The 22,426-nt window shown below is 67.7% G+C and carries 22 protein-coding genes; 9 read left to right on the forward strand and 13 right to left on the reverse strand.

Annotated features, from left to right (window positions below; genetic code table 11):
* Positions 1-236 precede the first annotated feature (236 nt).
* Positions 237-617 carry a DUSAM domain-containing protein gene (locus tag VZQ01_RS07860; RefSeq protein WP_426747384.1) on the forward strand — a complete coding sequence of 127 codons (381 nt, stop codon included), beginning with the start codon at positions 237-239 and terminating at the stop codon, positions 615-617.
* Between the two features lie 112 nt (positions 618-729).
* On the opposite strand, the gene VZQ01_RS07865 is transcribed toward VZQ01_RS07860, so the two are convergent.
* The 11 genes from VZQ01_RS07865 to VZQ01_RS07915 form a co-directional block, all read right to left on the reverse strand.
* Positions 730-1,299 (reverse strand): PspA, encoded by a 570-nt coding sequence (locus VZQ01_RS07865; protein ID WP_426747385.1) that lies wholly within the window; start codon positions 1,297-1,299, stop codon positions 730-732.
* Between the two features lie 116 nt (positions 1,300-1,415).
* Positions 1,416-1,592: a hypothetical protein gene (locus VZQ01_RS07870; RefSeq protein WP_426747386.1), complete on the reverse strand. Its 177-nt coding sequence runs from the start codon at positions 1,590-1,592 to the stop codon at positions 1,416-1,418.
* Between the two features lie 245 nt (positions 1,593-1,837).
* Positions 1,838-3,385 carry a recombinase family protein gene (locus VZQ01_RS07875; protein ID WP_426747387.1) on the reverse strand — a complete coding sequence of 516 codons (1,548 nt, stop codon included), beginning with the start codon at positions 3,383-3,385 and terminating at the stop codon, positions 1,838-1,840.
* Entirely contained in the window at positions 3,382-3,582 is a 201-nt protein-coding gene (locus tag VZQ01_RS07880; protein ID WP_426747388.1) for a hypothetical protein, read from the reverse strand. Before VZQ01_RS07880 ends, VZQ01_RS07875 begins: the two co-directional genes overlap by 4 nt.
* On the reverse strand, positions 3,579-4,142 hold the full coding sequence (locus VZQ01_RS07885; RefSeq protein ID WP_426747390.1) for a DUF2924 domain-containing protein: 564 nt from the start codon (positions 4,140-4,142) through the stop codon (positions 3,579-3,581). Before VZQ01_RS07885 ends, VZQ01_RS07880 begins: the two co-directional genes overlap by 4 nt.
* An 88-nt stretch (positions 4,143-4,230) precedes the next feature.
* Positions 4,231-4,422: a hypothetical protein gene (locus VZQ01_RS07890; protein WP_426747391.1), complete on the reverse strand. Its 192-nt coding sequence runs from the start codon at positions 4,420-4,422 to the stop codon at positions 4,231-4,233.
* Between the two features lie 96 nt (positions 4,423-4,518).
* Positions 4,519-7,704: a hypothetical protein gene (locus tag VZQ01_RS07895; protein WP_426747392.1), complete on the reverse strand. Its 3,186-nt coding sequence runs from the start codon at positions 7,702-7,704 to the stop codon at positions 4,519-4,521.
* A gap of 26 nt (positions 7,705-7,730) precedes the next feature.
* Positions 7,731-9,242 (reverse strand): DEAD/DEAH box helicase, encoded by a 1,512-nt coding sequence (locus VZQ01_RS07900; RefSeq protein ID WP_426747393.1) that lies wholly within the window; start codon positions 9,240-9,242, stop codon positions 7,731-7,733.
* 89 nt (positions 9,243-9,331) lie between these two features.
* The gene (locus tag VZQ01_RS07905; protein ID WP_426747394.1) at positions 9,332-10,075 is read right to left on the reverse strand and encodes a hypothetical protein; all 744 of its coding nucleotides are present in this window, start codon (positions 10,073-10,075) and stop codon (positions 9,332-9,334) included.
* Positions 10,076-10,080: 5 nt separating this feature from the next.
* Positions 10,081-10,242, reverse strand: coding sequence for a hypothetical protein (locus VZQ01_RS07910; protein ID WP_426747395.1), 162 nt, complete (start codon positions 10,240-10,242; stop codon positions 10,081-10,083).
* Positions 10,243-10,634: 392 nt separating this feature from the next.
* The gene (locus VZQ01_RS07915) at positions 10,635-11,318 is read right to left on the reverse strand and encodes a sigma-70 family RNA polymerase sigma factor (RefSeq protein ID WP_426747396.1); all 684 of its coding nucleotides are present in this window, start codon (positions 11,316-11,318) and stop codon (positions 10,635-10,637) included.
* A 1,419-nt stretch (positions 11,319-12,737) separates the two neighbouring features.
* Here VZQ01_RS07915 and VZQ01_RS07920 point away from each other — a divergent pair.
* The 6 genes from VZQ01_RS07920 (at position 12,738) to VZQ01_RS07945 (ending at position 17,375) form a co-directional block, all read left to right on the forward strand.
* Positions 12,738-13,337 carry a hypothetical protein gene (locus VZQ01_RS07920; protein ID WP_426747397.1) on the forward strand — a complete coding sequence of 200 codons (600 nt, stop codon included), beginning with the start codon at positions 12,738-12,740 and terminating at the stop codon, positions 13,335-13,337.
* A 130-nt stretch (positions 13,338-13,467) separates the two neighbouring features.
* A complete protein-coding gene (locus tag VZQ01_RS07925) occupies positions 13,468-14,643 on the forward strand; it encodes a RecB family exonuclease (RefSeq protein ID WP_426747398.1) in 1,176 nt (391 codons plus the stop codon).
* Complete coding sequence (locus VZQ01_RS07930; RefSeq protein ID WP_426747399.1) at positions 14,643-15,302, forward strand: 3'-5' exonuclease; 660 nt, start codon at positions 14,643-14,645, stop codon at positions 15,300-15,302. Before VZQ01_RS07925 ends, VZQ01_RS07930 begins: the two co-directional genes overlap by 1 nt.
* Positions 15,299-15,637, forward strand: coding sequence for a hypothetical protein (locus tag VZQ01_RS07935; protein WP_095957623.1), 339 nt, complete (start codon positions 15,299-15,301; stop codon positions 15,635-15,637). The genes VZQ01_RS07930 and VZQ01_RS07935 overlap by 4 nt, the downstream gene beginning before the upstream one ends.
* Positions 15,613-16,443, forward strand: coding sequence for a hypothetical protein (locus tag VZQ01_RS07940; RefSeq protein ID WP_426747400.1), 831 nt, complete (start codon positions 15,613-15,615; stop codon positions 16,441-16,443). The genes VZQ01_RS07935 and VZQ01_RS07940 overlap by 25 nt, the downstream gene beginning before the upstream one ends.
* 8 nt (positions 16,444-16,451) lie before the next feature.
* Positions 16,452-17,375, forward strand: coding sequence for an AT hook motif domain protein (locus VZQ01_RS07945; protein WP_426747401.1), 924 nt, complete (start codon positions 16,452-16,454; stop codon positions 17,373-17,375).
* Positions 17,376-19,553: 2,178 nt separating this feature from the next.
* Here the strand turns inward: VZQ01_RS07945 and VZQ01_RS07950 are convergent.
* Positions 19,554-20,168, reverse strand: coding sequence for a tyrosine-type recombinase/integrase (locus VZQ01_RS07950; RefSeq protein ID WP_426747402.1), 615 nt, complete (start codon positions 20,166-20,168; stop codon positions 19,554-19,556).
* A 128-nt stretch (positions 20,169-20,296) separates the two neighbouring features.
* On the opposite strand from VZQ01_RS07950, the gene VZQ01_RS07955 reads away from it, so the two are divergent.
* Positions 20,297-20,833, forward strand: coding sequence for a hypothetical protein (locus VZQ01_RS07955; RefSeq protein ID WP_426747403.1), 537 nt, complete (start codon positions 20,297-20,299; stop codon positions 20,831-20,833).
* A gap of 83 nt (positions 20,834-20,916) precedes the next feature.
* Here the strand turns inward: VZQ01_RS07955 and VZQ01_RS07960 are convergent, their stop codons facing one another.
* Positions 20,917-21,375, reverse strand: coding sequence for a hypothetical protein (locus tag VZQ01_RS07960; protein WP_426747404.1), 459 nt, complete (start codon positions 21,373-21,375; stop codon positions 20,917-20,919).
* Positions 21,376-21,688: 313 nt separating this feature from the next.
* On the opposite strand from VZQ01_RS07960, the gene VZQ01_RS07965 reads away from it, so the two are divergent.
* Positions 21,689-22,279 (forward strand): phage terminase large subunit family protein, encoded by a 591-nt coding sequence (locus VZQ01_RS07965; protein ID WP_426747405.1) that lies wholly within the window; start codon positions 21,689-21,691, stop codon positions 22,277-22,279.
* Positions 22,280-22,426 lie beyond the last annotated feature (147 nt).

Below are 22,426 nucleotides of genomic sequence, written 5' to 3' on the forward strand. Positions count from 1 at the left end.
TGAAAGAGGGGACGCGGCCCCACGGACGCCAAGGCTCGCCGTCGCGGGTCACTCTCCCGAAACTTACGAGGTCTAGTTGACTCGACCGTCCAATTAACATGACCTTTGAGAAACTGTGAAGCCCTCTACCACTCGCAGCGGACAGGCCGCCCCAAGCGCGCCTTCCCGGGGTGAACGAGACCCCAGCTTCGGCCTCACATGCCGAGACAGGGCAACCTACAAAGGAAACATGCATCGTGAGTGAAACCGTTGACTGGGGCCCGATTCGCGAACTGGCACGTCGTGTCTCCACCACAGGAGCGAGCCTGGCCCTCACGACTGAGGCGAAGGCACTGCTGAGGCGCACGGCCTCCGAGGTTGGCATCATCGACAGTGAAGCCGAGAGCGCGCTCGCCACGGAGGAGGGGGCGCTGGGCCTCTTACGTGAGGAGTCCCGGCGCATTCGAGAAGGCTCCCACAGGCTCATGGACGCGCTGCACCGGATGTACCAGCACAAGGACAAGGGGGACTTCGCCAGCGCCCGCCAGGAGATGCGGGACGTGCTCAAGGTGGAAGTCGTGCCCCACTACCGCGCCCTCGCCGAGGGGCAGCTCGAAGACATGGCTGACGCACCGTAACGACAAGCGCGGCGCGCGTTGCGCAGCGGCATGCCGGGTGAAGGCGTCTCTCCCGCCCCCGAGCTGATTGCCGCAGGAGCGCCCTCCCGAGAGGGCGCTTCGCAGGCCTGACTCAGGCTGATGTCACCTTGTCGAAGGGGCGCACAACCTTCCTGGAGTCGGAGACACGCTCCAACGTCACCGTCTTCGCCTTCTCGTCGACGGCCTTCACCTTCGCCGTGAAGGCGCCCCGCCCTTGCTTGTAGCGCACCTCCTGTCCCACCGAGAAGGAGGCGGGAACCTCGGGACTGGAGTTGGGGCTCGCGCTGGGGGCTGCGACCGTCTCGGTGCGTCCCGCTACGCGCGGGCGCCCGCGGCTCTTCTGGAGCGCGGGGCCAGCCCGCGTGGGCTTCGTCGCAGCCTCCGGCCTCACGTACTTCCGCACGGGCACCGAGGGCGTGCGCTTCGTCGCGGTCGTGGACGCAGGCACGGGCGCCGACGTGCGCTTCGCTGTGGGCACAGGCGTGGGCGTGCGCTTCTGCACGGGCGCCGCTGGGGCGCGGCCAGGCTCAACGCCCAGGAACAGAGCAATCCGCTCCAGCAACTCCACCTGCCGCTCCTGCAGTTCCAGTTGTCGGCCCAGCGCCTTCTCCACCGACTCCGCCACCGCAGCATGGATGATGCTCTTCATGTCGTTCTGCATGTCTCTTCGCTCACTTTCCTCGCGGGGCGTACAGCCCGCGCACTCTCAACACGGACAACAATTCAGCCTCTTGCACTCACGCTACACCAAGGAGTCCAGGCCGCCGGACTCCCATCTCAGAATGAAGCCTTCACCTCACGCCAACGCTCACGCTGCGCTTCCCACGTCCCCGCGTGTGCAATGGCCCGGAGTCCTCGCTCGCTGAGGGGCTCCTCTCCCTCCACCGCCTCGAGGAACAGCACCTCCTCCTGGATGTCGGACGCCAGCAGCACCAAGTCCAGCAGGTGCGTCACTCGCGCTCGGGTAAAGCCCAGTTGACCTGCGACGTCCGCTGCGCTCGCCACGAGACCCCGCCCAATGGCGGACTCCACATGGTGCGCCAGGGCCAGCATTCGCGCGACGCGTGCTGGCCGTCGCGCCACCTCTCGCGGCGGAGGTAGTGCTCCCCCTCGGAGGCGCACCGCCTTCGCGCGACGCACGCGGTGGAAGTGCGCGCTGACGAGGCCGGCCTCCGCCGGCCGAGACTCGGAGCTCATGCTCACGCCGCCACCTCCTCGCGCCCAGTCGCCGCGGCCTCACCTGCGTGGGCCATATGCACGTCGACCTGACCCGTCGCCTCGTTCACCACCACCCGGCCAACGAGGGCCCGCAGCAGACGCCCCCGATTCGTAGGAGTGAGGGCGTCCCACACCGCGTCGAAGCTCCCCAGGGCCTGGGCCACCCACTCCGCTTCCACCTTCTCCCCCTCAATGGCGTCCAGGGCGCGCTCCACCTCCGCCAGCCGCTTCCTCATACCGGTGACCTCCACTTCCGCAGCCGTCAGCTTCTCCTCGACGAGGCGCCGGGCTGGGCCCTCCAGCTTCGAGAGGGAGTCCACCCACTTCGCGGACTCCGCGACGCGCCTGGCCAAATCCTTCGGGAGCTGCGCACGCTCGGCGCGCAGGGCCTGGTGCTTCTCCTCCAGGCGCGTCGTGAGGCGGGCATGCACCTGGGCAGCGAAGCCGCCACCTACCGAAACCTCCCGGAGCTGCGTGACGACGAAGTCCTCCAGGGCGGCTGCCGGAAGGGGCGCGGCCCGGCACCCTTCCTTCCCCCGCTTGTCCCGGGTGACGCAGCGGTAATAGCGGTACTCGCGCTCGCCCTTGCGCGTGCTGCCGGGCGTCATCGCCTCGCCGCACAGGCCGCAGCGCAGGAGGCCTCGCAGCACGTAGTCGGGGTTGCGCCCGTGGTACTGAATACCGGGGCCCTCAAGCATGTCCTGCACCCGGTGGAAGGTGGCCCTGTCCACAATCGGCGAGTGCTCGCCCGGGTGCGTCTCGTCGCCATACGGCACGAAGCCCGCGTACAGGGGACTCCTCAAGAGGCGCAGCACGTCCTGCGTCGTCCACTTCCGCGCCGCGCGCGTGGCGCCGCTCTGCGCCTCGTACCGCTTCGTCGTACGCCCCTTCTCGTTGAGGAGGCGCGCCACCGCCGAGGCCTGCTGGTGCTGGAGGTACAGCTCGAAGGCCTCGCGCACCACCACCGCCTCGTACTCATTCACCACGAGGCGCTTCTCCCTCACCTCGTAGCCCAGCGGCGCGCGCCCCCCCGTCCACTTCCCCTTGCGTCTCGCGGCGGCAACCTTGTCCCTCGTGCGCTCCGAAATCATCTCCCGCTCGAACTCGGCGAAGCTCATCAGCATGTTGAGGGTGAGCCGCCCCATCGCGTCGGCGGTGGAGAAGTTTTGTGTCACCGAGACGAAGGACGCGCCCGCTGCGTTGAAGCGCTCCATGACTTTCGCGAAGTCGAGGAGGGAGCGTGAGAGACGGTCGACCTTGTAGACCACGACGACGTCCACCCGCCTCGCGTCCACATCCTGCAGCAGTCGCTGGAAGGCGGGCCGCTCCATGTTGGCGCCGGTGAAGCCGCCGTCGTCGTAGCTCTCATCCACCAACACCCAGCCGGGCTGGCGCTGCACGTAGGAGACACAGGACTCGCGCTGGGCGTCCAGCGAGTTGAACTCCATCTCCAGGCCCGCAGCGGTGGACTTGCGCGTGTAGACGGCGCAGCGCTTCGCGTCCGAGGGCGGCAACTTGCTCTTCCTCATCGCCCCTCCGAATCCTCGGGCGTCGGCTCCCGAGGCTCGACGCTCGACGACTGAGTCTTCCCGGCGAGCTGCTCCGCCACGGCCACCAGTCGCTCCATGTTGTCGTTGAGGCGCTTCAGCTCACGGACGAGCCCCGGCATCGTCGACTCGTAGAAGCGCTGCCCCATGTACGTCTGAAAGAAGGACGGGCCGCTCATGACTTCACCGCGTTCGGGCTGGCATCCTTGATGCCGAAGAAGGTGAAGCCATTCCAGGCCGTGCCCGTAATCAGCTTGGCCACGCTGGAGAGGCTGCGGTGAAGCTGGCCCTCGTATTCGATGCCGCCCTCGCGCACCGTCACCCGGTGCTGCGTGCCCTTGAACACGCGCGTCAGCACCGTGCCCGGCTTGGGCAGGCGCGCGTCGCGCCCATTCACAGCAGCCGTGCGCCCGTCCACTGGGGCAGGAGGAGGTGGTGGTGGCGCGGAGGCCCTCGTCTCCGCCACCTGTCGCATCCGCCATCGCTCGGGCAGCTTGTCACCCAGCTCCGCGATGCGTGCGACGGCGCGCGGGGAGAGTCCCCCTTCGGCCAGCTCCTGAATCCGAAAGGCCAGGCGCTTCTTCAGGTAGTCCCGGTTGCGGCTGCGCGTGGGCTCGCCGTACAGCTCCAGGTACTTCGCCGCCAGCTCCGGCACCGGCATGGTGGCTAGCGCGGCCACCTGCTGTGGCACGTCCGCCAACTGCTTGCGCGCAGCGCGCGCAGTCTCCTTCTTCGCCACGGTATCTCCTTTGCCCGGAGCAGCACGCCCTCGGGCGAAGGCCATGGACGCTCTGTCCCCAAAAGAAGACAAGTCGAGAGTCTGAGCCTCAGCCATGCGCGTTCTCCTCCGCGCCCCACGCCGGCGTCTGTCGTTGCGCCTGCACACGCCGACGCAGCCACAACTCCCAGAGGGCCTCGGACAGCACGTCCACCGCATCCTCGCGGCGCTGCTGCGGAGTGCTGCGCCGCACCCCGGCTGAAACATCAACCTCATCCTGCTTCGACACTTTCGGGGTCATCACGATGACAACTCCACCTGCAAGCGTTTGGGAACATGCCCACGCGACTCCGCACCCCACGGCCGCCGGCCGTAGGGCACTCGCCGCCCGGGCCGGCTATCCGTTGGCGTCCTCCGCCATGTAGTCACCGTTGCGCGCGCGCCAGTCGTGCGACTGGGGGAAGTCCTCCGCCGACACGAGGCGCGTGCGCGACAAGTCCATCACCACGGCGCGGCGACGGTTCATCCGCCCGTCGAAGCAGATGCGCTCATTCAGGGCGGTGACGTAACCACCCTCACGGTGGTTCTCCTGCAGCAGGCGCCGCAAGGCCCGCGTGTCCACCACCTCGCCCTCGTAGCCGATGCGCCGGCAGTGAGCGCGGAAGGCGTCATACGCGCTCTCCAGGTGCAGGCAGAGGCGCTCGGCGTCGAAGACGTAATGCACCCGGTGCCGTAGCTCCCCTTGAATGGCCATGACGCCCAGCATCTCGAGGAAGGCGTCGAGGGCATTCTTCACTCCGACCTCCGTCTCGAGGATGTCCGCCAGCACCGCGTCGACTGCTTCGCGAGCCCCCAAGTCTTCGGGCAGCGCGTACCCGCACTCCTGAGCGAACTCCTCGAAGAGGTGCAGCCCCAACAGCATCGCCACCACGTTGTCGACGACGCGCGTGGGCACCTCCCGTCCCGTCAGGAAGACATCCGACACCGCGCGGGCCACCTGGAAGTCCGCGTCGAAGTCTCGCCCCAGGCAGAATTGAATGTACCGAGGCGCGAGCAGGGCCAGGTTGACGGACTTCAGCTTGCGGAAAGCCGCCCGGCACTCGCGCCGCTTCAGCGTCGCCTTCTCGGGGTTGACGGTGAGGAGGCGCTCCAAGAGAGCGGCCTCCGTGGGACGTGTCTCGCCCGCCACGCACAGCGGTGCGTGCAGGCGGTAGCTCACCACCGACAAGTCCGAGCGGCCTCGCTCCTCCGTCTCCCCGCGGTAGAGGCGCCGCATGTAGCGGTGCAGCATCTGCAGCCGGTGCAGCGGCATGTCGTAGGGCTTGTACTCGTCCGCCACCACGGGCACGGAGCGCGTGGCGGACAGCAGCTTCACCAACGCAAATTCCGTCTCCGTCACACTGTATGCGTCTGAGGAGGGCACGCCGAAGAGGGGCCAGAAGACGTCGGTGCACATGCTCGACTTGCCGCTCCCTTGAGTCCCGTGGATGAAGAGGAGCGGGAAGGAGCCCACCTTCTCCATGAGGCGCGGCTTCATCGGCGTGGCGAAGAACCACCCCAGCATGGGCACCACCACCTGCGGCGTGTTGAGCTGTGGCAGGTACTCGAAGACGGTGCCCGCGACGTCGTGGAAGGTGTCCTCGTCCGCGGCCTCGTAGCGGATGCGTGCCTCCAGCGACGTCCCATTCGGCAGGTACGCCACGGGGGAGGCTGAGAGGAAACCCTCCCGCCCAATGGTGCACCCGGGTGCCACCCAGACGTGGTGCGCTCCCTGCTTGAAGTCGCCCAGCGTGGTGGTGCCCGGTAGCCGCGGCACCGGCCGGCGCGCCACCGCGCGCAGCAGGCCCTGCACGTTGTTGTCGCTGCCCGTCCACTGCGTGTGGACGGAGGGGAGGTGGTTCAGCAGCTCCTTGCGCGAGTGGAATGCCCGTCGCGGCAGTCGGGCTCCCTCGATGACGGTACCCTTGTCCGTGCGCACATCCCCGAGGAACACCTCCCCCTCCTCGGTCTCCACCAGGGCCTGCGGTGTGAAGGTGAAGGAGGAGATGGCCTTCGCCTCTCCCCGCTGCGTCACCGTGTAGTAGCAGTACGCGTCCTCGTACACCTCGCCGTCGATGGTGTCGTCGCCGGTGCTGCTCTTCCCTCCGCCCTTGGTGTCCGCGCCCTCACCTGCGGCCTGGGTGCGCACAGCGCGGGCCATGGACAGCCGGAGCTTCTGGGCGGGCTGGCCCGTGCGCACCTCCAGCAGCGCCAGGTACTTCTCCTGCGCCGACGGCGGACGGTGAGCAATCGCCTCAAGAATCGGCTTGAGGCGGTACTCCACGTCCTGGGCCGGCACCGTGGCCAGGCGCTCCACAGCCGCCTCAATGTCGAAGACGACGTCGTACAGCTCGCAGCGCACCTCCGGCTCGCGGTTGACGCGGCAGAAGCCCATGCCCTGGAGGGAGTGGCAGGGTGGCGCCACGGAGCCATCCTCGCGGGAGGTGGCCGCCACCTTCTCGTAGGCCTTTTGGACGTACCCGGCGCCGTCCCGGCCCTTCAGCTTCCCGAGGCCCCGGCGGTCGTACTCCAAGACGAGCTCGGTGATTTCGTCGAGGCCCAGCCTCTTGTGCGCGAAGAAGCGCACCATGTTGAAGATGGCGACGCTCCGGTCCTCCGCGCCCTCATTCCACAGGCGCTGTACCGGGCCGCACATCTCCACCGGCTGCGCCCAGTCGTACTCCCCTGACTCCGTCCGGCGGGCCTTCACCGCCCCCTTCAGTGCCGAGGCAGGGGAGGACAGAGGCAGCGCCGTCTGCGCTGGGCGCGACAGGCTCTCCACCGCCTGCGGAGCCGCCGCGCTCAGCAGGCGCTCCAGGAGCTGTGCATCCTCGACACGCTCGAAACCGGCAAGCGCCCGGGCTGCTCTGTGAGGCCGCTCCACCGTCCCCGCCCCCTTCCTGCTGACGGTGCCCACCACCTTGATGACACGGGCCACGTCATGGATGGAGTCCACGCGCACGCGCTCCGAGGCAAAGCGGGCGCGCAGCTCGGCCTCGAAACTCTTCAGGCCCGCCTGCACGCGCTCGTGGCGCTCGCCCTCCAGGGACTGCGGCGGCAGGGCAAACCAGAGCTGCGCCCCGTTGCCGCTCATCATCAGCCGCGGGCGTACGAGCCCCTGGGCTTCACACCAGGCCGCGGCGGCTTCTGCCACCTGGAGCGTCAGCGAGAGCTCGTCCTCAGTGCTGGCCGTGTGTTTGGGACGCACAGGGTCCAGGTCCACCACTGTGGCCGTCACCACCTCGATGTCCTTGCTGCCCGCCCCCGTCCTCAGCGGCAGCAGGACGTTGGGGGCAAGCTCGAGCAGGCGCCGGGGGCGAGGCTGGATGCCCACGTACACGTTGCCGTCAGCATTCGCAGCCGAGCAGGCCGCGACGAAGGACTCCTCGTCGTCGAAGAAGCCCAGCCCAACGACGCCCCCGCCGCCCGGGCGGATGACACGGACTTCACTCACACCGTGCGGCGCATGCGCCAACCACCGCCAGGTGGCGCGGATAGCGTCCGCGTTGGGCGTGCTCGGAGTGGTGTCAGAAGGTGTCGTCATCGAAGATGCTCACTCCATGCAGCGATTCAAAGGGCCTTGGCGGCGCCGGCCACCCCCAGCACCGTGGCGTACTGCTGGCTGCGCTCCGCATGGTGGCGCCGGAGCAGCGGCACCAGCCCGTCGACGAAGTCGATGAGGACGGCGCTCTTCTTCTCCGGGTGGGGGCGCATGAGGCGTCCGAGGCGCTGGACGGTGCGCCCCTTGGCGCGGCCGGGGTACGCCAGGAAGACGCGCGAGAGGCGCGGCAAGTCGAGCCCCTCATCCGCCAGGCTGGTGGCCACCAGCACACGGATGCGCCCGGAGCGGGCCTGGTCCAGTAGCGCCTTTCGCGCCTCGCGCGGCACCTCGCTCGTCAACGCGGCGGCCGCGAGGCCCGTGGCCGAGAGCCGCTGCGCCAGCAGTTCGCAGTGCTCCACTCTGCCCGTGAGGACGAGGCACAAGTGGCCTGCCCACGCTTCGCGGGCTACGGCCCCGAGGACGAGGTCGTTGCGCGCTTTGTCCTCGGCCAGCGCCTCCAGCATGGGCGCGTAGTCCGAGGCGCCGAAGTAGGGGAAGTCGAAGGCTGTCTCCACGGCACGCACCTCGGGCACCACCAACACGCCGCGCGCGACGAGGTCCTCGTGCTTCACCACGGCCAGCGGCGCGCCCAGGTACAGGCGCAAGAGAGGCGTCAGCCCGTCCTCCCGCTCGGGCGTCGCCGTCAGGCCCAGCCGGTAGCGAGCCGGGCAGCGGTCCACGATTCGGTGGAAGGCGCTGGCGGCGATGTGGTGGGCCTCGTCGAGGACGAGCAGGCCGAAGCAGTGGAGGAAGGCGTCGAGCTTCGCCTCCTCCCACCGGGCCAAAGACTGGACGACGGCCACGGTGACGGGCCGCACCTCTTCCTCGCCTGCTCCTACGAGGCCCGCCTCCAGGCCCAGGCGCTCGCGCACGTGCTCTCGCCACTGCTCGGCCAGGTCCAAGGTATGGACGAGGATGAGCGTCTGCGTGCGGAGCCGAGAGATTGCTCCGACGGCGAGGACGCTCTTGCCTGCCCCGCATGGCAGCACCGCCGTCCCCTGGGTGACTTTCACCAGGCGCTCCACGGCCGCGGCCTGGTAGTCGCGCAGAGGCACCGCCGGCAGCTTCGTCAGGCGCTTGGGCGGCAGCACCCGGGCGTCCTCGAGGGACAGCATCAGGCCCGCTTCGTCCGCGGCCCGGCGCAGCAGGTGGATGGCCCCGCGCGGCAACACCAGCTCCTTCTCCTCCTGGCGGAAGAAGTACAGCGTCTGGGGCTCCGCCCCGGGGCGCTTGCGCAGCCGCACCAGCTTCAAGAAGGCTGGGTTGGGCAGAGAGAGCGCCCGGCAGAGGCCCTCCAGCACCTTGGGTGGTACGTCGCCCACCGCGAGCCGCAGTCCGGCATCCACGCGCACGCGCAGCGTCTGCTTGCCCGTGCCCGAGTTGCGAGCAGGCGCTGACGGCGCTGCGCCCACGCTGGAGTCCTGGGCGCGAGAGACAACACGCCCCCCGTCCCCGTGCATTTCGGAGAAGTCTTCCACCATTCCTGTTGTCCCCAATGAGGCACGTCGGAGGGCTCGCAACAGGCCCCCCTTCGCGCATGGCTACGGCAACCAGCGACGGCGAGGCCGGCTTACGGCCCGAAGGGGTCCACGTCGGCAACACTCTCCGCGGAGTACTCGGCCACGAGGGAGTCGACGAAGGCGCGCGCGAGCTCGGCCTTCGACGCCGGGATGTCCCGAATGCGCTGGACGGAGAACTTCTGGAGGAAGCGGTCCACCGCCTCGCGCGGCAGTGCCTTCAGCGCGGTGGCCATGGCCTGCGCGAGCCTCACATCGACAGGCTCGCCCGCCTTCGCACTTGAAGTGGCTGCCGGCGAGGGGCCCCCGCTCCCGCCCCCATTCCCCGCGGCCTCGGCGGCATGCAGCTTCTGAATGTCGTGCAGGTGCAGCCGCTGGAAAGCCTGCTGTTCATCCGGAGTGAGCTGACACTCCGGCAGAATCGAGTACGTCGTCTTCGGGTCATTGGCGGCCCCGTGGCGCTTCACCTCGAAGGCCCACTTCTCCAGTCCGTACTTCGCTCGGACTTCCATGAGCGAGTCGAAGAAGGCGGTGGGCCGCTCCAGCACCTTCACTTCGCGGGTGCTGTAGAGGGCAAGGTTGTAGGTGATTCGCAACGAGGGCTTGTGCCCTTGGGCCTTCAGCTTCTCGTCAAAGCCGACGCACCGTCCGCCGATGAAGCACACCTCCCGCGGGTACGGCTCCCCCAGGAAGACGACGACGGCGGTGTCCCCGTCATTCGCCAGCTTCAGCCAGACGCTGCCCTGCTGCTCATGCTGCTTGGCCATCTCGGCCGTCATTTCCCACATGTTGGGCATGTGCTTCACTCCTCCTTCTGGCGGTGCGTGGTGGTGGCGGGACGCTCGCGCCGGTACACCGCAAACAACTCGGTGCCGTCCGCAGTGCAGCCCGCAGGCTCGACGTTGAAGTCCGCCTCGGTGTCGACGAGGTGCTCGAGCTCCCACCTTCGGAAGAGGCCCGGCATGCGGACATAGTCGTTGTCCCCTGCACACTCACAACACCGGCAAGCAGGGCCCGCGCGGGCTCCACTCCCCTCCTCGACGCTCACGACTCGCACGTGGTGAGAAATGAGGTGCAGGAGCGTCTCTTCACGCTCGAGTGGCTTTCGCTCGGCTGTCTTCATTCTGTCCTTCCGGGAGGCGGCAATAGGAAAGCGTCCCTGGCCTTCCGAGAGGCCAGGAGGACACAGAGGCGAGACTGGGCAGGGGCGAGGAAGCCCCTCTCACTCAAAGGCAGCGCACAGCCAGACGGGGACATCGGGCCCGAGACATTTGTCCTCGCTGCGTCGCGCCCGTTGTTTCAAATCCCCCATCCCCTACATGCACCCTTCGCGGAAATTTGGGACACGGAATCTTTTCACCGGAATTTATCGGCCATTTTCCGGAGGCGTCGCAGCGCGCGCTGGAAGCGCTTGCGCGCCACTTCCGGCGCAAGCCCCAGGCGCGCCCCCACCTGCGCGTGGCTCTCCTCGTGAAGAAGTACGGACACCACCAGCTCCGTGTCCCCTCCCGCCAACGGAAGCAGCCACTCACGAAGGGCCCCTTCCTCCGACTCCAGCGAGAGGCGCGCTGGCAGCCCCAGGGCCGAAGCAGCAGGAGGTTCCGCCCAAGGCTTCAGGCCCACTGTCCCCTGATGGAGAGCCTCGAGCTGGGCCACCTCAGTCCGGGTGCGCTGCAGCGCCTTCATCAAGTCCCGCTCAGCCCCCAGCACGAGTGTCGCAGCGACGCGGTGGGTGCGCCACAAGTCGACGCGTGCCACCAATGAGGAGAAGGCGAAGGACAAGGCCGAGGTGAGCTCGTCGGACGACTCGAAGCACCGACGACGCCGGCGGTATATGGCGTCGAGGGCGGGCCACAGGCCCAGCCACAACAGGGTCGAGGCCAACGCCCCTTCATCACGTTCCTGCACCATGGAGACGAGCGTCGCGAAGACGGCATTCCTCGCCCCCGCATCCTCGTCCCGACTGTTGAGGTACGCGACGAGTGCCGACGGTGTCACGAAGCCGGCGAGCGCCAGCCGCCTGGACTGCACCCTGCGCAAGGACTGCCGCGCCCCTCGGCTCTCCATGGTTTGGCGAAAGCCCTCACGGAGGGCCTCCCAGCGCCTGCGCACAACGCCTCCTGGTTGAATGAGTTCCTAGGGACACGCCGGGCTGGAGGCACCAATGGAGCCTCTCTGGCCTCGGCAGGCGACACGCCCTGTCACGCCTTGGGAAACTGGGTGACGAAGACGGGCGTCCGCATGGACGGGCGAGGAAGGAGAACCTTCACGGGAGCTTCCGCGGAGGGGCTGCAGTGAGGGCACTCGATGGAGCCTGCCACCCAGTCTGCGACGACGACTCCCTCGTCGGTGCGCAGGCGAGGCCCGGCCCCGTCACGGACGGCCAGCACCTGGCGACACCGCCTGCACCGAACTTCCACGAGCGTCAGCGACACGTCTTCCCCTCTCTACGCAGCCACCTGTCGACTCGCGGCATGCGTCATCGCGCTGTCCCCCACGGAAAGCGCATCCCCTGCACGAAGGGCCCACGCAAGTGGACTCCCTCGCGACTTCACCTTCCTCGCGTCCCTCCAGGGGCATGGGCCTCAGCTGGATTCAGGGACGCGGCAGACGAGCTCTGCGACTTCCATGCCCGGGCAGGCGAACAAGCATCCTGAGGCTGTCTCTCGCTCGGGCCTGTCGCACGGGTGCACAGGGCTGGACGGACCGTCCCGACTCTCAGGCCCACACAACGTGAAACACATATTTCTCAATGTATCAGCACGAGAGAGTCGCTCGGGTGACTTCACAGACTGCGGGCTCGAAGGCGATGGACTGCCTCCAGGCGCATGGAAGCCCTCTTTCATGAACTGGGCCCGTCCTGGAGCTGCTTCGTGCGCCAGGAGGCCATTTCCGGCCGTTCTACGGCCATTCACAGGACGAGCTTCTTCCGAGTTCCGGCGGTGCCGAGCACCGGCCGCACGCGCCTTCACATTCAGCCGCACCGGCTTCCACTTCAAGAGCGGGTGTGGACAGCGTGGACAGGTGTGGACAGCACGCTGTCCACACTTAACCTCATGATTTCTCTAACGAAAACCTTAGTGTGGACAGTGTGGACAGCTTTTATGGGGAGAGACTCGTATGCGCGTGCGCGCACTTGTACATGGAGCCTTCGCGTGCGCGCGCACATGACGTAGGGGTACTCTTCAAAAGCTGTCCACACTGTCCACACCCACCTATCCACAGGCAATCACTGGCGAAAACTGTGGACAGCAACCTGTCCCAGAGCTGTCCCGGGGCTGTCCACAGCCGAGGGGATGTCCCCGATTCATCGCCGGATGCCTTTGTGCCTCTTTCCCTCGGCGATTCGCTCGCCTGGAAATCAGAAAAGAAATCGGGCGAAAAGATTCCTTGTCCCAAATGGAAGTGAAGGGGTGCTTGTAGGGTGTATCGGCAATCACGCGCCGCCGACATCCGCGCATGGCCCTTACACACCACCTCCAGCCCACTGCCGCACAACAACGCCCTCCCGGCGTGACGTGCGAAGCGTACGTCCGCGGCGAGGGCAAGCACTGCTTCCACTACCGGACTGGCGGGAGATGCACCCTGCCCAGCGTAGGCGGCACCTGCACCGAGTGGCTGAAGGTGAATCGGCAGGCCCGGCCTCCTCGTGACGTGGCCGCGCCGCCTGTCCCCGCGCCTCCGACGAAGGCCGCTCCAGTCGCTGTGGATCTCTTCGGTCATCCCCTTCCCGAGTCGGACTCGAAGAAGCCCGCCCCGGCCCCCGCCTCCAAACCCGCGCCGCCAGTTCCGTCTCCCGATGTGAAGGGGCTGGCCGCGCAGGCCCTGCGAGGCCTCACCGACGAAGACATCGCCAGCTTCAAGGCCCTCAACGCCGAGGTGTGCTTCGCCTCCGAAACCTACGGCAAGGTGTGGCTCGTCCCGGCCTACACCGGCCAGGCCCGAAGGGAACTCACCCCCGAGCACGCCGCCACCCTGGTGCGCGTCCTGTCCGCCTTCCCGGGCTCTCGCGTCTTGTCCTTCGAGAAGCGGCAACCCTCATCGGAGGTGTCGCCATGAACGTGGCCCACGTCCGTGAAACACACGCATGGGGCTGCGCTACTTGTCCCCTTCGACTTGATGTGTCTCTCGAAAAGAGCGTGATGACTGTCTCGCGACACGCCACTGCATCGGCCCGGAGGCCCACGTCATGAGCGCCCTGCGAAACCAGCATTTGTCATACAGCCGGCTGAGCCGCTTCGAGGCATGCCCGCTGTCCTACCGGCTCCACTACCTCGACAAGCACACCGCCGAGCCCGGCGTCCCCCTGAGCTTCGGCAAGGCCCTGCACGCCGTCCTCGAGCGGCTCCTCCAGGAGGTCATCGACACCGAGTACGCGGGCCTGCTCTCCGAGGAGCGCGCCCTCCAGCTCTACCGTGAAGAGTGGGCCGCCTCGGGCCTCTCCGGCCTGAACCTCTTCCAGCAGGGCCTCGGCATCCTCCAGGACTTCGTGCGCCAGCAGGGCCGTGTCGACGCCCGCGACATCCTCGCCGTGGAGAAGGAGTTCCGCCTGCCGGTGGGCCCATTCACCGTCCTGGGCTTCATCGACCGCGCCGACTGGGTGGACGATGAGACAGTCCACGTCATGGACTACAAGTCCAACCACCAGCTCTTCACCCGCGAGGAGCTGGACTCCAGCCTCCAGCTCAGCCTCTACGCCCTCGCCGCGCGCCGCCTATGGCCCTGGGCGAAGAAGGTGCGCCTTTCCATGTGGATGCTGCGCCACGGCGTGCTTCAAGAGACGACGCGCACCGAGGAGCAGTTGGAAGCCGCCCTCGCCTACGTCGAGACGCTGGGACAGCAGATGGAGACGGCGGAGTCCTTCCCCGCACGCATCAACCCCAACTGCGTGTACTGCGACCACCGGCACAACTGCCCCGCCTACGCACAGGCGCTGGAAGGCCAGCGAGACGTCGTCTGCGAGGACACCTCGGACTTGGAGTCCGTCGCCCGCGAGCGCCAGGAAGTCGCCCACCTCGCGAAGATTCTCGGCGCGCGCAAGGCGGAGCTGGAGGACGTCCTCCGCGCGCACCTCGCCGAGAAGGACGAGCTCGTCCTCGCCGGCACGCGCTACCGCATGTTCAACACCACCAGCCTCGACTACCCGCTGGAGCCCACCGTCACCCTGTTGGCCCGCGCCACCGGCCTCCCCCGTGAGGAGCTGGTGCAGCGTCTCGCCAGCGTCGACAAGAAGGCCCTCGACGCGCTGCTGAAGGACGCGGGCAAGCGCCTGGGCACCGCGCGCGTCGCGCTGCTGAAGGCCGAGCTGGACTCCCTCGCCGCCAAACACCACTCGCCCCGCTTCTGGGCCAAGGAGGTCGCATAGTGCTGCTCGCTCACCCTGCTTCTGACATCACTCCTGTCTCCGGTCTCCACGAGCCGCTCTTCCCCGGCCTCCCGCCGCACCTGCGGACGCTGGCGTTCATCGACCTGGAGACGACGGGGTTGGACGCCTCCCGGCACGAGGTGCTGGAGGTGGCGGTGCTGCGCGTCGACGCCCGCAGTCTCAAGGTGCTGGCGGAGTACGAGGCCCGCGTGCAGCCCACCCGGCTGTCCGACGCCCACCCCGAGGCCCTGGCCGTGTGCGGCTACTCCGACGACGAGTGGCGGGACGCTCTGCCCCTGCACGAAGTCTTGGCCACCGTGACGCCGCTCCTGGCGGGCACCCTCGTGGCCGGCCACAACACCAGCTTCGACTGGGGCTTCCTCGTCGAGGGCTACCGCCGCACCGAGATGGCCCTGCCCCGCGTCGACTACCACCGCCTCGACACCGCCAGCCTCGCCTGGCCGCTGCTCGCCACCGGCGAGGTGGAGTCCCTCTCCCTCAACGCCCTGGCCAAGCGCTTCGGTCTCCACCGACCCACGCCTCACCGCGCCATGGCGGATGCCCGCTGCACGCTGGAGCTGGCCCGCTGCCTCGCAGTGCGCATGGCCCGGGGCGGCCACATGGAGCGACTGCTGGAGGAATCGGGAGGTGTCTCGTGAGTGGCGCATCCTCCCGTCGCAAGGGCGCCGACTTCGAGCGAGCCCTCGTCCACCGCTTCCGTGAGGCGATGCCCGAGGCCCTCATCCGCCGCGGCCTCCAGTACCGCACCGGACAGGAGATGTCCGACGTCGAGGTGCCTTGCTTCTGGGTCGAAGCGAAGGCCCACCAGCGCACCAACGTCCGCGAGGCCATGCGACAGGCGGTGGAGACGTGCCCGCCGGGCCGCTGGCCGCTGGCCGTGTGCAAGGACGACGGGCAGCCACCCCTCGTCACCATGCAGTTGGATGACTTCCTCGAGCTGGTGCGCGAGTGGTGGGAGGCCCGTCCTCGGTGAGTGACTTCTTCGGCCATCTCCTGGGCCTCCTGCGTGTGGAGGCGCTCGCCCCTCGGCACCATGCCGTCTTCTCGGCTGCGCGCACGTGGCGGCCCGACTTCGCGCGCCACGCCTCGCTCGAATCCGTGCTGGCCGCGATGGACGACGCGCGCGAAGAGACGTACCCGGAGCGAGAAGCCCTCACCCGGGCCCTCGTGGCCGAAATGCAGTCCTCCTCCAGCCCCGCGTGGACGGCTGCCCTCGCCTCCGCCTACGCCCCCATGCTGCGCCGCCTGCGCCGCCGCCTCCTCGGCAACGCGGTGCCACGGGAGGACCTGGACCAGCTCGTCCTCGCCACCTTCCTCTCCGTCGCGCGCGGCTTCCCTCTCTCGCGTTGGGGGGACTGGACGGCGGCACGCCTGCGCCAGCAGACGGCGCGCGAGGTGTTCCGGCACCTCCGAAAGGAGCGCGCGGAACAGCACGAGACGTACACGCAGGCGCAGCTCGCCGAGTGGCTGCCGGACACCCGTCACGCCACGCCGGTGGAGAGCCCCAGGCGTCCCAGCGTCCGGCGCAGCTTCGTGAAGCGCGATGCCGTGCTGGTACACCTCGCCCGCGCCAGCCTGCCGCGCAGCGACGTCGAGGTCCTCATGGCCACCGTCGTCCGGAGGGAGAAGCTGCGCACCTACGTCAGCCGCCTCGTCGAAGGTGACGCCGCCGAGGCCGAGAGGACGTACCAGCGACTGAAGCGCCAGCGCACGCGGCTGATGCAGCGCCTGCGCACCCAGGTGGTGGACGTCGCAGCGCAGCCCTCCGGAGGCTGCTGAGGGAAGGCATGGCCCAGAAGAAGCCCCTCAAGAAGCTGGGGCGCCCCACCAAGGCCGAAGGCCCTCGGCTGCCTCATGACGAGGTGGACAGGCTCCTCGTGGAAGGCGAGGAGGTGCCCACCACGCGGGGCCGTGTGAAGAGGCGATTTCCCTCCTTGCGCGAGCTGGCCGAGCGCTTCGGCGTCGCCCACAGCGCCGTCGCTCGGTACGCCCAGCAACACGACTGCCTCGGCCGCCGCAAGCGCCTCCTCGCCGGGCAAGCTCCGCCCGAGGTGGAGGCGTTTCCCGACGAGGCGCCACCGGCTCCACCGCCCGCGAAGCGCAAGACGGGCCGCCCCCGCAAGTCCGAGGAGCCCGCGCTCCCGCGCCAGGAGCTGGACCGCGCCCTCGTCTTCGGGGACGTGAAGACGCTGCCCGACGGCTCCACCATGACGAGCTACGCCTCGTACCGCGAGTTGGCCGAGCGCTTCGGTGTCGCCACCTCCCTCGTCGCCAACTACGCGAAGGAGCACAACTGTCTGCGCCGCCGCGAGGAGGCCAAGACGCGCATCGCCACCAAGGCGGACCAGAAGTTGATTGAACTGCGCGCCAACGCCATCGCCGTCTCCAAGGACGATGCCCTGAAGATGATTGACGGCTACCTCCTCGGCTTCGAGGAGGCCCTCGCCGAAGGTCGCGTCCGCGTGGACAACCCCACCGACTTCAATACGATGGTGAGGCTCAAAGAGTTTGTCCAAGGCGGCGCCGACTCTCGCCAGGAGCTGCACGCCACCTTCTCGCTAGAGGGCTTGCAAGCGCGACACGCTCAGGCCCTACGCGCAGCGCGGGAGTCCACTCCAGCCGAGCGAGGTGAGGTGGATGCGGAGGTGGAGAGCAACGATCAAGAGCAGAGCGTGTCGGGAGGCTCGGCTGCATCAACACACTTACGATAGGCAGGTTAGAGAGCCAAGCAACTCCACAGTTCGCGCCGAAGCTTCGCTCGTTCTTCTGCCCACAGGATAACCACTCCCAACCCCAAGCAGCCAGCTCTGCCGGGACAATGGATTCCTACACAACCACCAAACGACCAACACACCCCTTCCCACCCAACCGTAACGATGGCAGCATCCCCACACAACACCAACCAGGAGGACAACCTTGTCAATCAAACGCATTGCCGGACTCATTGCAATGGGGCTTCTTTGGGGCTGCGGCGGGACTGAATTTCAACCGCAGGACGAGCAGGACACGGGCGAGTCCTCCGCACGCCTCACGCCCTGCGAGGAGTGCACCAGCAACTATGCCACGTGCATAGAGCTAGCCAATGGAAGCCCTGACGGAGAAAGGATCTGCAAAGCGCAGCTTCGGATTTGCGTCCAAAATTGCACGTAACAATGTCCATCCCAAGCTGCTCCGAAGCACATTTCTGGAGCAGCTTGGGAATCCCCGCCAAACCGCAACTACGCCCAAGGGGCACCAATGAAGAGTTCATTCGTGGGCATTCTCCTATCAACACTGGCATTCATAGGAGACCTCTCTTTCGCATCCAAACACCAACACCTGACATTGGACACAACACTCACAACAGAAGACTGTGACGAGGCATGCCTTACCGACCTCTTGATGTGCCTCTCTTATACAGAGGACGATCCATCGGCCCAAGCCCTCTGCTACAGAAGGTACGAGCAGTGTAGACTTACCTGCACCCACCACGGCGAAGCCTAAACGGGTGGCAGGCTCGCCCTGCCCTTCAGAGGTGGCGGATTCCGAATGTCGCGCATACGCCGTCCCAAGATGCATGCTTACCGGCTTCTCTCCATAGAATAGTCTGCAGGAGGAAGCTCATCGTAGGAGGAATCGGCTCCCGCCGAGAGGTACACGCCAGTTCCTCGCGGGAAGGACACCAAACTCGGCGCACAGCACTCGCAACGCGCAAGGCAACACAAGCCGAGCACGGCGAGATGAACACGTAGGTGACTGGTAGCGACGACGAGGACCTCGACACGTCCTCCCCGGATGGCCCCAAGGACGACGCTCCCGTGGCTCCATGGACGGACGTCGCGCCCTCGCCGACTCCGTCTGAAAGCCCCATCCGGTAAGCGAACGCGGGCACTTTCGCGATCAATTTCGCCGTTCACTTTCGCTGTACCAAGCGGTGCCTGGTCACTTTCCCCCGGGAGCTCCACCTGGCGCGCGGATGCACACGCCTAGCGCCACAGCCTTCGTAGTTTCGCGAGGTTAGGGCGAACAGCCGCCAGGTCCTCGAGCACCGCGGTCCGAGTTCCGGCCCGAACTCGCGCCCGGAAACACACTCCGTCCAGCGAGCTGGACGCGCGCGCCGTTCACGTCTCCGGCCCACCCTCCCCTTCCTTCGACAGGGCCCCGCTGGCCGCCATGTGGCCCACCTGGCGCGGCCCCGGTTGGCCCCGCGCACCGCGCCTGCCGCCGCGTGGCGCCCGTTTCGTGCGCGTGTGTCCCCGCGCACTTCGGGCCTCATGCCTTTGTCCTCCTCGTGAGCCCCGCGACTCCGAGCCAAGCCCCCCGCGCCCCCACGCTCAGCCCCACGCTCAGCCCCGCGCGCACCTGGGCGCGCGTGCCGTTACCAGGGCCCAGCCGAATGGCCGAAAATGGGTAAAGGCGGCCATTCGGCGTCAGTGCACCCACGCTGTTTCGCGCGCTTACGAGGCCTCCTGACGGGCCGAAGCGCCGAGGCCAATGGCCGCTTTCCGCTGGTTGGGCCATCTGCCGCTCGCTGCGCGGCCCAGCTCCTTCCCCGTCACCGTCGCTGCCTGCCCTTGCCGGGCGCAACCATGCCTACCGATGACGCCAGCGCGCCTACCCCGCCTACCCCTGACGCCAGGGTGGGGGGTGGTGCGATCTTTCGTGCGGGGTGCGCCGCCGGGGCGTGTACCTGGGGCCCTTTTCGAGAGGGTCAGCTCCGAAAAAGTGAACACCCCTCCCCTGATCATTTGCGGCCGGTAAGTGAACGCCTCGCGCTGTTCACTTTCGTCGGCTGCGCCTGGAGCGGCATGCGCGAGCGTTGCGCACGTCCGCCCCTCACCGCCTCCGCGCGGCACCCCGGCCCAACCAGGGGCTCTCGTGGGCGCTCAGCGCGGAGGCGGCATTCCCCATCAGCAGGGCAAGTCCTGCGTCACGCGGACCAGCTCGTCGTCCGAGGGGTGCGTGTAGATGACCGTGGAGTCGATGCTGCGCTGGCGCGCGAAACGCTGGGTGAGGCGGATGTCCTTCGTGCGCCGGTACACTCCGGTGCACGCAGTGTGGCGCACGGCGTGGAAGTTCAGGTGCCGCTCCAGGCCAGCGCGCTCCTGCCACACCGCGAAGCCGTGGCGCACCTGCCGCGTGGACAGGCGCAGGCCCTTGCGGCTCAGGAAGAGCGGTGCCTGGGGCTCCACGTCGTGCCCCTGCGTGCGCTTCAGGCGCAGCAGCTTCTCCAGCTTCGCGCGCACCGTGTCCGAGAGGACCACCTCCTGGGGGCGCGGGTGCCGGCGGCAGCCCTTGAAGACGTGCAGCAGCACGTGCCGGCGTGCGCGACCGCGCTCGTCGAAGATGTCTCCGACGTTGAGCCCCACCAGTTCGTGCTCACGCAGGCCCGAGGCCAGCGCGAGGCTGTAGAGGCAGTGGTCCCTGAATCCCTCCTTGTGCTCGCCCGTCGCGCGCAGCAGCCGCGCCACCTCCTTCTCCGTGAGAGTGCGGGGTGCTCGGGCGACAGCGGCATAGGCAGACATGGCGACTCCTTCGTGAAGAGGACGCGGCCATACGCGCTCTGTCGCCCCCACAAGACAAGTCATTAACCCCGCTGCGCATTCTTGAGCCGGGCCCGCGCGGCCTCGGCCTTTCCCCGAGAGGAGTCGCTGTGCATCCGCTGGCCCATTTCAACTTCGAGGCACACCGCAAGACGGGCAGCCACACGGTGTCAGGTGCTCCGTCACCACAGCCACGCCTGGCTCCCGTCTCACCGCTCCAGGACCTGGTGCTGGCCCACCTGGAAGTGGCCAAGACGCTCGCTTCGTTCATCTCGAGCCTCACGCCGGAGCTGGCAGCGGCCCGCGCGCTCGACGCCATCCACACGGACACGGGGCTGACGATGGAGCCCCATCGCAGGGGGCTATCTGCCGCCGCCAAGCCACCCGCGCGCCTCACCGCCGCGCAGCTCAGCCAGAAGGTGGGGCTGTCCATCCAGACGATGAACCTCCGCCTGGAGGCGTGCGGCCTCCAGCGGCAAGCCGCGAGTGGCAGGTGGGAGCTGACAGACGCGGGCTGGGAGTACGCCGAGGCTGTTCCCCTCAGCCCCCATGAGGATTCCGCCTGCGAGCTTCTCTGGCGGCCCGAGGTGCTCGGCGTCCTGGAGGATGCCGCTCGTTCCTCGGCCATTTCCGTCGGCCTCGGCTGAAGGGGGACACCGTGACACTCGGCATCGTCAAGCGCACCGAGGATGACCTCACCCAGTGGCTGGCCACCGAGTCCGGATTCATTTCAGGGCTGTGCCAGTACGACAACGAGCCCGTGGTGCTGGAGCCGTACCAGCAGTCCTTCCTCGGCAACCGCTCCCGATTCCGTTGGGTCGCGAAGAGCCGCCAGGTGGGCTTCTCCTTCCTCTTCGCGCTCGAGGCCCTGGCACGGTGCCACCTGCGCGACGGCCACACGGCGGTGTTCGTCTCGTACAACTTGAGTGACGCCGTGGAGAAGGTGCTCATCGCCCGGCAGGTGTACGAGGAGCTGCCGCTTGCTTACCAGAAGAAGCTCGTGACGGATGCCAAGACGGAGCTGGCCTTCGAGTCGAACTCCCGAGGCCGGCGCCTCTCGCGCATCATCTCCGTTCCCGCCAAGCCTCCGCGCGGCAAGCGCGGCGATGTCTACCTCGACGAGCTGGCGCACCTGGTCAACGACCGCGAAGTCTATACAGGCAGCACCGCCCTCATCCTGCGCTCGCATGGACAACTCACAGGGGGCAGCACCCCGCTCGGCCGGCGCGGCATCTTCTGGGAAATCGACACGCAGGAGCTGCGCAAGTACCCGCACCACACCCGCCAACTGGTGCCCTGGTGGCTGTGCCGCTTCTTCTGCCTGGACGTGAAGCGCGCCTCGGTGGAGGCCCCCTGCATGTCCACCGAGGAGCGCGTCGCGCGCTTCGGGCGCCCCGTCCTCACCGAGCAGTTCGACTCCCTGCCGCTGGAGGACTTCCAGCAGGAGTTCGAATGCCTTTTACGTCGACGAGTCCTACAGCTATCTCCCCTACGAGCTCATCTTGCCGTGCACCACCGCCGAGCTGCCGCTGGCGCAGGACGCGTCCGACGTGCCCGTGCCGCAAGGGCGCCTGGTGGCGGGCTTCGACGTGGGCCGCACAAGAGATCGCTCGGAGCTGGCCGTCTTCGAAGAGGTGGCGGGCCGCTTCACCTGCCGGCTCCTTCGCAGCTTCGAGGGCATCCCCTTCGCGGAACAGGAAGCCCACCTGCGCCGCCTGCTCTCCGTCCTTCCCATCGCCCGTCTTTCTGTCGACCGGAGCGGCATCGGGATGAACCTCGCGGAGAATCTCGCCCGCGACTTCCCCCAGGTGGTGGAGGAGAACTTCACCAACGAGGCCAAGGAGCGCTGGGCCACCGACTTCAAAATTCTCCTCCAGCGCCGCGACGTCACGCTGCCGCGCCAGCGAGAGCTGGTCGGGCAGATTCACTCCATCAAGCGGCGCGTCTTGCCCTCGGGGAAGGTGGCTTTCGATGCTGAACGCACGGGCCGTGGGCACGCGGACAAGTTCTGGGCCGTCGCCCTCGCATGCCAGCGAGAGCGCACACCGGAGCGGCGAGGAAGCGGAGAGATTGGGGTGCGGGTGATTGGATAGCGCTACCAAGAACACCGCTTGCAATTAACTTCGCCACGCAGGGACACACGGCCCACGCCACGCCTTGCAGCGGAGTTCACGCATCCTTGACTCCCGTCACGGCAAGGAGCTGGCCTGCCCATCAACACAGCCAGCAGCCACAGGAGC

This window comes from Myxococcus faecalis, assembly GCF_050039385.1.
Classification (GTDB): domain Bacteria; phylum Myxococcota; class Myxococcia; order Myxococcales; family Myxococcaceae; genus Myxococcus; species Myxococcus fulvus.

Bases quoted from the DNA above. Each gene is read 5' to 3' on its own strand.
- VZQ01_RS07875 (WP_426747387.1), bottom strand. From the start codon at position 3,385: ATGAGGAAGAGCAAGTTGCCGCCCTCGGACGCGAAGCGCTGCGCCGTC.
- VZQ01_RS07920 (WP_426747397.1), top strand. From the start codon at position 12,738: ATGGCCCTTACACACCACCTCCAGCCCACTGCCGCACAACAACGCCCT.
- VZQ01_RS07865 (WP_426747385.1), bottom strand. From the start codon at position 1,299: ATGCAGAACGACATGAAGAGCATCATCCATGCTGCGGTGGCGGAGTCG.
- VZQ01_RS07880 (WP_426747388.1), bottom strand. From the start codon at position 3,582: ATGAGCGGCCCGTCCTTCTTTCAGACGTACATGGGGCAGCGCTTCTAC.
- VZQ01_RS07950 (WP_426747402.1), bottom strand. From the start codon at position 20,168: ATGTCTGCCTATGCCGCTGTCGCCCGAGCACCCCGCACTCTCACGGAG.
- VZQ01_RS07890 (WP_426747391.1), bottom strand. From the start codon at position 4,422: ATGACCCCGAAAGTGTCGAAGCAGGATGAGGTTGATGTTTCAGCCGGG.
- VZQ01_RS07945 (WP_426747401.1), top strand. From the start codon at position 16,452: ATGGCCCAGAAGAAGCCCCTCAAGAAGCTGGGGCGCCCCACCAAGGCC.
- VZQ01_RS07910 (WP_426747395.1), bottom strand. From the start codon at position 10,242: ATGCCGGGCCTCTTCCGAAGGTGGGAGCTCGAGCACCTCGTCGACACC.
- VZQ01_RS07895 (WP_426747392.1), bottom strand. From the start codon at position 7,704: ATGACGACACCTTCTGACACCACTCCGAGCACGCCCAACGCGGACGCT.
- VZQ01_RS07960 (WP_426747404.1), bottom strand. From the start codon at position 21,375: ATGCGAGCGCAGGATGAGGGCGGTGCTGCCTGTATAGACTTCGCGGTC.
- VZQ01_RS07900 (WP_426747393.1), bottom strand. From the start codon at position 9,242: ATGGTGGAAGACTTCTCCGAAATGCACGGGGACGGGGGGCGTGTTGTC.
- VZQ01_RS07925 (WP_426747398.1), top strand. From the start codon at position 13,468: ATGAGCGCCCTGCGAAACCAGCATTTGTCATACAGCCGGCTGAGCCGC.
- VZQ01_RS07905 (WP_426747394.1), bottom strand. From the start codon at position 10,075: ATGCCCAACATGTGGGAAATGACGGCCGAGATGGCCAAGCAGCATGAG.